Source organism: Dactylosporangium salmoneum (genome assembly GCF_039532525.1).
In the GTDB taxonomy this organism is placed as follows: Bacteria; Actinomycetota; Actinomycetes; order Mycobacteriales; family Micromonosporaceae; genus Dactylosporangium; species Dactylosporangium salmoneum.
In genome coordinates, this window is record NZ_BAAARV010000003.1 from 121,139 (window position 1) to 128,078 (window position 6,940).

General features: G+C 72.0%; 3 protein-coding genes and 1 pseudogene. 1 reads left to right on the plus strand and 3 read right to left on the minus strand.

What is annotated here, in order from left to right:
- Positions 1–2: 2 nt before the first annotated feature.
- The 3 genes from ABD352_RS00825 to ABD352_RS00835 all read right to left on the minus strand — a co-directional run bounded on the left by ABD352_RS00825 (position 3) and on the right by ABD352_RS00835 (position 6,435).
- Positions 3–3,017, minus strand: coding sequence for a lectin (locus ABD352_RS00825; RefSeq protein ID WP_344610203.1), 3,015 nt, complete (start codon positions 3,015–3,017; stop codon positions 3–5).
- 120 nt (positions 3,018–3,137) lie between these two features.
- Positions 3,138–5,834 (minus strand): NACHT domain-containing protein, encoded by a 2,697-nt coding sequence (locus ABD352_RS00830; protein ID WP_344610204.1) that lies wholly within the window; start codon positions 5,832–5,834, stop codon positions 3,138–3,140.
- A gap of 130 nt (positions 5,835–5,964) precedes the next feature.
- The gene (locus tag ABD352_RS00835) at positions 5,965–6,435 is read right to left on the minus strand and encodes a hypothetical protein (RefSeq protein WP_344610205.1); all 471 of its coding nucleotides are present in this window, start codon (positions 6,433–6,435) and stop codon (positions 5,965–5,967) included.
- A gap of 181 nt (positions 6,436–6,616) precedes the next feature.
- Here ABD352_RS00835 and ABD352_RS00840 point away from each other — a divergent pair.
- A pseudogene (locus ABD352_RS00840) lies at positions 6,617–6,940 on the plus strand (MMPL family transporter); the annotation flags it as partial.

Below are 6,940 nucleotides of genomic sequence, written 5' to 3' on the forward strand. Positions count from 1 at the left end.
GATCAGGTCGGCAGCGTCCAGTGCTGGGCGTTCGTGCCGTTGCAGTCGTAGAGCTGCAACTGGGTGCCGTCCGCGGTGCTGGAGTTCGGGTCGTCGAGGCACCGGCCGGACTGGGGGTTACGGAGGGCGCCGGTGCCCGACACGTACGTCCACTGCTGCGCCCCGCTGCTGTTGCAGTCCCACAGCTGCACGAGCGAGCCGTTCGCGGTGCCGCTGTTGGACACGTCCAGGCACTTGCCCAGCGCGCGCAGCGTGCCGTCGCCCGGGATCGTCCACTGCTGGGCGGCGGAGCCGTTGCACGTCCAGATCTGGACCTTGGTGCCGTTGGCGGTGGCGGCGTTGTTCACGTCGGCGCACTTGCCGGCGATGGCCGAGGCGATCGGGCCGGTCGGGGCGTGCGGGACGGTCCAGTGCTGCGCGTTGGTGCCGTTGCAGTCGTAGATCTGCAGCTGGGTGCCGTCGGTCGTGCTGGAGCCCGGGTCGTCGAGGCACCGGCCGGACTGCGGGTTGCGCAGCGCGCCGGTGCCCGAGTCGTAGACCCACTGCTGGGCCCCGCCGCCGTTGCAGGTCCACAGCTGGACGATGGTGCCGTTGGCGGTGCCGCCGCCGTTGACGTCCAGGCACTTGCCGAAGGCCTGGTAGGCGCCGTTGACCGGGGTCCAGGACTGGGCGAGCGAGCCGTTGCAGGACCAGATCTGGACCTTGGTGCCGTCGGCGGTGCCGGAGTGGTCGACGTCGGCGCACTTGCCGGCGATGGCCGAGGTGATCGGGCCGGACGTGCCGCCACCGCCGGGCGGCTGGCTTCCCCCGTTGCCGTTGTACGACGGCGGCGCCGACGACGCCGCGGTCGCCCACGACGTGTTGGCGGCGGTGCCGAGCACGAAGTCGAGGGTGCCGCCGCCGGTGGCGAAGGACTGCGGGAGGTAGGCGTTGCTCCAGGCGGAGCCGTTGAGCGACAGGCTCTGCACGTAGGGGGCGTTGGTGGCCGCGGCCGGGGCGTTGACCGTGATCGTGCCGCCGCCGCCCAGGTGCACGACCGACTGCGTGAACAGCGGGCTGCCCAGCGCCAGGTCGGAGGTGCCCGGCGTCTCGGGGAAGAAGCCGAGGGCGGACCAGACGTACCAGGCGCTCATCGTCCCGAGGTCGTCGTTGCCGACGCCCCAGTTGGCCGGGTTGTTCGGCCACAGCTGGTTCTGCACCTGCCGCACGACCGCCTGGGTCTTCCAGGGCTGGCCGACGTAGTCGTACTCCCACGGCAGCTCGATCGACGGCTCGTTGCCCAGGTCGGCGTGGGTGCCGCCGCTGCCGTTGAACGCGGAGAGCACGCTGTCGAGGTAGGACACCATGGCCGCGTTGCCACCCTTGGCATCGGCCAGGCCGCGGACGTTGAAGGGGACCATCCCGGTGTACTGCCACGAGGTGCCCTCGACGAAGTCGTCCCCCGCGGCCGGGTTGAAGCCGCTCTTCCAGGAGCCGTTGGTGAGCTTCGGCTGCATGAAGCCGCTGCTCGCGTTGAACATGTTGCGCCAGTCCTGGGCCCGGTTGGCGAACTGGTCGCGGGTGGTGGTGTCGCCCAGCGCCCCGGCGAACGCGGAGACGGCGAAGTCGGCCGTGTTGTACTCCAGCAGCGTGGAGACGGGCCCGTAGAAGTTGCAGCAGCCGTAGGAGCCGTCGGAGGGAAGGTAGCCGGCCCCGGCCAGGTAGTTGAGCCCGGGCCGGGCCCCGTTGGCGACGGTGGCCTGGTGGACCATGGCGTTCTTGGCCGCGGCCGTGTCGAAGTTGCGCGCCCCGAAGGCGTAGTACCCGGCGATGATCCCGTCGGCCGGGTCGCCGACCATGACGTAGGTCTCGCCGTTGTAGAACGACCACTTGGGCAGGGTGCCGCCCTGGGCGTAGTCGTTGACCATCGACTGGGCGCTGTCGCTCATCTGCTGCGGGGCGACCAGCGCGGACAGCTGGGCCTGGGCGCGGTAGATGTCCCAGCCGGAGTAGTTACCGTACTGCGCGGCGTGCCCGGCGGTGACGGTGTGCACGGCGTTGTCGAAGCCGCGGTACTGCCCGTTGCTGTCGCTGACCACGTTGGGGTGCAGCAGGGCGTGGTACAGCGAGGTGTAGAACATCACCTGCTGGTCGCTCGTCCCGCCGCTGATCTGGATCTTGTTGAGCAGCCCGTTCCAGGCGTCGTGGGCGGCGGTGCGGGTGCCGTTGAAGTCCCACCCGGCGTTCTCGGCGGCCCGGTTGCCGGCGGCGTTCGCGGTGGCGACGAAGGAGATGCCGACCTTGGCCTGCACGACCTGGTTGGACGAGGCGTCGAAGGTGACCGAGCCGAGGCCGCCGGAGAAGCCGCTGGAGGCGAAGGCGCGGTCGAACACGACGTCGTAGTACAGCGTGTAGTGGTACGCCGAGCCGCAGAAGCCGCCCGCGGTGACCGACCCGTTCACCTCGGTGTTGCTCACGGCGGTGAAGGTCGGGTTGGTGGTGCCGGTCATCGCGCTCGTCAGCTTGAACAGCAGGTTGGCCTGCCCGGTCGCCGGGAACGTGAAGCGGGCCATGCCGGAGCGGGTGGTGGCGGTGAGCTCGGTCTTGACGCCGTTGCCGAGCGTGACCGCGTAGGAGCCGGCGCCGGCCGTCTCGTTGGCGTGGGAGTACGCCACGTTGGCGGTGTTGGCCACGGCGCCGACGGTGGGCAGGATCGGCACGTCGCCGGTGGCGTCGCAGCCGGGGCCGGAGAGGTGGGTCAGGCTGAAGCCGGTGATCGAGGTGTCGCCGTAGGCGTAGCCGCCGCCCTGCGCGCGGGACGGGGTGTCCGGGCTCCACTGGATCATGCCGAAGGGCGCATCCGCCCCGGGAAAGGTGTTCCCCCCGTTGCTGGTGCCCAGCCGGGGGTTGACGATCGCGGCCGGGTCGGCGACCGGGGCCGCGGCGGCCGCCCCCGCGGTGAGCAGGACGGCGGGCGTGGTGAGGGCCGCGGCGGTCGCGACGGCGACCAGGACGGCCCTGAGTCTGGCGGTAGACATGGATACATGGGAAACCCTCGATGCACATCTGTCAATGATTGACAAAACCAGCCCGTGCTACTGACTGGTTCACGGTCGAATATGTTCGAAGTTCGCCGAAGACTGTTGCATCGGCGCGCCCTACCGAGGCGTGAGGCCCAGGAGCACGAAGAGATCACCGAGCAGCGTCGTGCACTGCAGCCACAGGTCCTCGGCGGCGTCGCGCACCTCGTCCGGGTAGCCCAGGTCACCCCGCGTGAACTCGCGATGCACGACGTCCGCGCTCAGCCAGACGACCGCCGAGCCCGCACCGTCCGCGGCCGCGGGAAAGAGCCGGATGCGCGCCCGCACCTGCGTGCCGTCGTCGCCGCGCTCCACGATCAGCGTGCGGACGAGGAGGCGCCACTGCGCGGCGCTCAGCGTCGCGCGCCACAGATGCGTGATCCGCCGCCATCGGTCGACGGGATCGGGCGCCCGCTGGAACAGGTCCGGCAGCTCCACCGCCCCTCCGTCGGCGGCGAGCGCCAGGATCAGCAGGTTCGCGCCGCGGATCGCCCACGCAGGACGGTCGACGTACCGGCTCGCGGACGGCTCCGTCGCGTGCATCAGGGCAAGGGCGCGCGCGCCCAGGGCCGCGCGGCGGTCCCGGTCGAGCTGGGCCAGTTCGTCGCGGATGAAGCCGAGGACGGAGCCGCGGCTGGCCAGGAGCCGCAACGACAACAGCTCGGCGAGCATGCGGTCCGCGGGCTCGCCGTCGCCGAGCAGCCGGACGCAGTACCGGGCGACCAGGTACTCGCCGAAGCTGGCGTGCATGAACTCGTACGCCGAGTGGGTGACGCCGTTGACCCGCACGGTCGAGTCGTGGATGAAGAAGAAGCGGCTCGTGATCCGCCGCGTGTACGACCGTGCCGGGCCGCTCACCAGGCCGCGGCGCTCCAGGTCGTGCGCCAGCTCGCCCTCGGCGATGCTCTGCCGGCCCCGGACGAAGATCGCGAACGCGACGTGGGAGAGCAGCGTGAGCTGCCGCTCCAGCGCCTCGGCGAACTCCACGCCGACGAGGCCGGGCCGCAGCGTGCGCAGCTCGCGCTCGACGAACCAGCCGAGCAGCAGCCCGTAGAAGGTGCCGAGCGGAACGTTGCGGCTCGCGCGGGCGAGCAGGTTCCCGTCCGCGTCGCACAGCGCGAGCATCAGCAGCAGCAGGGGCTGGCGGGCGAACTCCTGGAACGACCCCGGCAGCGACGCGACGGTGAGCGCGGCGGTCCCGGTCGCGGCGAAGTAGGACCGGTTCGTCTCGGCCCATCGCCGCAGCCACAGCTCGATCTGCGCGTCGCTGAACGGCTCCAGCCGGACGACCAGCGACTCGGGCGGGAGCCGCACCCGGTCCGCGACAACCGTGCGGCTCGTCACCACCACCGAGACGGGCCGGCCGAGGTCCAGCTCACGGACCTGGAACTCGCGGATGCGTTCCAGGTAGTCCGAATGGCTCGCCTCGGCGGCCAGGAGCAGCTCGTCGAAGCCGTCGAAGAGCACGACGCGCCCCTCGGCCGATGAGGCGCGGACCAGCTCGGGCCAGGATGCCCGCTCGCCGGTGGCCGCCGCGATCGCGTCCTCGATCTGCGCCTGGATCGGCGCCGACGGGTCGACCCGCCGGAGCTCGACCCGCACCGCGACGAGCCCCGCCGTCGCGAGCGACGCGGCGAGCACCTTCGTCAGCAGCGACTTGCCGGAGCCCGGCTCACCCAGGATGAACGTGGGCGCCTCGGCGGCGTCCGGCCCGAGCAACGCCGCCACGATCACGCGCTGCAGGTCGCCGATCACGGGTTCGCCGTCCCACCAGCGGGCGTCGGCGATGCGCCGGCCCGTCTCGCTCGACGCGACCCGGACCGACGGGTTCACGTAGCCCTGCTGCACGCTCGGCGACTGCAGCAGGGGGCTCGCGGCGATCGTCGCGTCGTTGAGCGGGCCGTCGAGCACCGACGCCGCGCGTCGGCCGAGGCCGGCCGCCGCGTGCTGGGTGCCGGCCAAGCCGGCGAGCTCGAGGAGCCGGGGCAGTGCCGCCATGCCGATGCGGGCCTCCCCGACCTCGGCCACCAGCCGGTCGAGGCGCTCCCACAGGCCGCCCCGCGTCTCGCGGGCGGCCGATCTCGTCGCGGCACCGTCCCCAAGGTTGGCCCAGAAGAAGAACTCCGGGCAGTCCGCGGCCAGCCGGTGGTAGAGGCTGCGGTAGCCGCCGACGGCCACGTCCGCGACCCGGCGGAGCCGTCCGGGTACGGCCGACCGTTCCTCCTCCGCGATCCGTGTCCGCAGCTCCTGGCACTCCAGCACCCGCTCGACCTGCGGCGAGAACTCCAGGTACAGGTCGCGCACGTCGCCGGCCACCTGCTCGAAGGGCCGCGCCGCGCTCGGGCACGGAATCGGCCGGTGCCCGATCGAGTCGACGTCGGGCTGCACCACGATGCCCGCGCGGCCCCGCTCGATCCGGGCTTCGGCCAGCGCCTCCATGACCTCGCGAAGCTCACCGTCGGTGATGCGGTCCCCGTGCCCGACGGCACACGCGGCGAGCGCCTCGAGGTAGGCCGTGAGCACGACGACGGAGTGCGCGGCGATCAGCAGCTCCGATCGATCGCGGCCCGGCCTGTCGCGGCGGCGGGCCGCCAGGTCGCCGCACAGCTCGTGGCCGTAGCCGACGAGGTCGTCCCTGGCGTCGGCCAACCCGAGGCCGGCGCCGCCGCGCAACGCCGCGGCGGCGAAGACCATCCCGCTCGACACGTGGTCGAGCAGCCCGGCCAGCCGGCTGTCGTCCCGCCCCAGGAGGGTGAGCGCCTCCGCGTAGGACATTCGGTTCAACCGTCACCCCAGCAACTCGTCCGACGGGCTCCAGCCTGTCGGCATCGCGCCGCGGGCCGCAACCGGTCGATGAGCCGATACGCTTCCGGTGCGGGAGCGGGCCCCCGCACCGGCAGGACGGTCAGGCCGTGGTGGTCGTGTCCATCGACACGGCCAGAATGATGAGCACGATGACCGCCACGGGGATGCACAGGCCGATGATGGTCATCGGGCGGGCCATCAGCGGCTTGCCCGGGTCCATCGGGGTGCCGCTGGACCCGTCCGGCGCCGGCTGCGGGGCGCCCAGGTTGTTGAACTTGAGCCGGCGGACCAGGTTGATGAGCACCGTGACCGGGGCGGCGATCACGGAGCCGTAGCTGTACCAGCCCTGCACGAGCGTCTTCGACGTCATGTCGCGGAACGTGGCCAGGCCGCAGTCGCGGCAGAACGGCCCCTGCAGGCTGAGGAACCGCATCAGGATGATGATGCCCTGGTGGCCGCGGAAGGTGGTCTTCACCGCCGGCGCGCAGCCGCAGAACCGGCAGCGCAGCGCGGGCTGCCCGCCCGGCCCGGGGGCGTAGGCGTTCACCGGCGCGGCATATGGCTGAGTCATGTCACCTCATGGGGGTTAGGTGGGGGTTCGGAGCAGCCGCGAGCGTACAAGATCCGCGAGCCGCCGTGGGGGCACATCACCTAACACCTGTTGCGTCGATCCTTGCATTGATCGGTTCGAGGCTGTATCCCATGGGGGAAACATTTCGATCGTCGAAATAACCTCCGGGGAGGGTGCGGGCATGCGCGCTCGGATCGTGGCGGTGCTGATCCTGCTGGCGGCGGCCGGCCTGACCGCGCTGGCGTTCATCACGTCGCCGGCCCAGCCGGCCCACCGGCCCACCGACGGGCTGCCGGCCGGCAAGCAGTCGACCCGGGTCGTCGAGCTGCAGGACCGCTTCGCCAGCGGCCGGCAGCAGACCGCGCTCGTCGTCTACGAGCGTTCCGGCGGCGCGCTCACCGACGCCGACCGGGCCGCGATCGAGGCGGCCCGCGGCGCCCTGGCCGGGATCGCGACCGGCGGCCGGGTGCCGCCCGCCGTCCCCTCCGACGACGGGCGGGCCGCC

What these genes read in the sequence shown, in the direction of transcription:
- ABD352_RS00825 (WP_344610203.1), bottom strand. Translation starts at nt 3,017, where the DNA reads ATGTCTACCGCCAGACTCAGGGCCGTCCTGGTCGCCGTCGCGACCGCC.
- ABD352_RS00830 (WP_344610204.1), bottom strand. Translation starts at nt 5,834, where the DNA reads ATGTCCTACGCGGAGGCGCTCACCCTCCTGGGGCGGGACGACAGCCGG.
- ABD352_RS00835 (WP_344610205.1), bottom strand. Translation starts at nt 6,435, where the DNA reads ATGACTCAGCCATATGCCGCGCCGGTGAACGCCTACGCCCCCGGGCCG.